At 67.5% G+C, this 1,172-nt stretch carries 1 pseudogene; it reads right to left on the bottom strand.

Features of this window, described 5'->3' with window-relative positions:
• Positions 1–1,169: pseudogene (gene istA / locus VQ02_RS34480) on the bottom strand (IS21 family transposase); the annotation flags it as partial.
• Positions 1,170–1,172 lie beyond the last annotated feature (3 nt).

Below are 1,172 nucleotides of genomic sequence, written 5' to 3'. Positions count from 1 at the left end.
GTGGTGTGTTTGTGATTACCGCTCATGCGCTGATGCGCGGCGATCCGCTCGCCCTTGTGGAAGATCTCTACGGTGCGGGCAGTGAACCGCACCTCGACCTCGGCGCGCACAAAGCGATGCGGGACGCTGTAGTAATGCTTCTCCACCTCGACGTGGTAATCGAGGCTGACGCGGCGGATCCGCCATTCGGCGAGTACGTAGGGGCTCGCCGGCAATGGCTTGAGCGCCGGCCGATCGACCTCCTCAAGCAGCCGGCGGCGCGTCACGCCGAGCCGCCGGATCGGCCGCTTCTCGTTGAGCCTGGTGAGCAGCTCGCCGATCGCCGCATTGACCTCGGCCAGGCTGTAGAAGGTGCGATGACGCAGGCGGCCGAGCAGCCAGCGCTCGACGATCAGGACGGCTTGCTCGACCTTGGCCTTGTCGCGCGGCTTGCGCGGCCGGGCCGGCAATATGGCGGTGGCGTAATGCGCCGCCATCTCCGCATAGGTCCGATTGATCTGCGGGTCGTACAGGCTCGCCTTTATGACCGCGACCTTTGTGTTGTGAGGCACCAGGAGCGCCGGTATGCCGCCGATCGCCGCGAAGGCGCCAACATGAGCGCTGATCCAGTCGGCGAGCCCCTGCGTCCACGTCGCCTGCGCGTAGGTAAAGCTCGAGGCGCCGAGCACGGCGACGAAGATCTGCGCCATTCTGCGCTCACCGGTGAGACGATCGACCACCACCGGCACGCCGTCGCCGGCATAGTCGACGAACAGCTTGTCGCCGGCTGCGTGCGCCTGGCGCATCGTCACCGACAGGCGGCCCTCCCAGGCGCGTTAAAGCTCACAGAAGCGCGAGTACCGGTATCCGTCGGGTTCGGCGGCGATGTACTCCTCCCACAGGATCGACAGCGTCACGTGCTTGGGCTTGAGCTCGCGGTGCACGGTCGTCCAATCAGTTTCGGCGATGGGGCGGTGACCCTGCCGGTTGCCATTGCCGGTCTTGGCGGACAGGCGGAGTTCCAGGGCCGCGTCCGTGAGCTCGTCGGGCGACGGCCAGGTCCGCCCCGCGGCCTCGAACCGCCGGATCGCCAGCCGCACCGTCGAGGGCGCCGCTCCTACCCGTCGCGCAATCTCGCGGCTCGGCAGACCGGCCGCCTTCATCCTGATCACATCGCGCACACGGCGCATCGC

This window comes from Methylobacterium variabile (genome assembly GCF_001043975.1).
Lineage (GTDB): Bacteria > Pseudomonadota > Alphaproteobacteria > Rhizobiales > Beijerinckiaceae > Methylobacterium > Methylobacterium variabile.
This window is presented reverse-complemented; position numbering and strand designations above follow the sequence as displayed.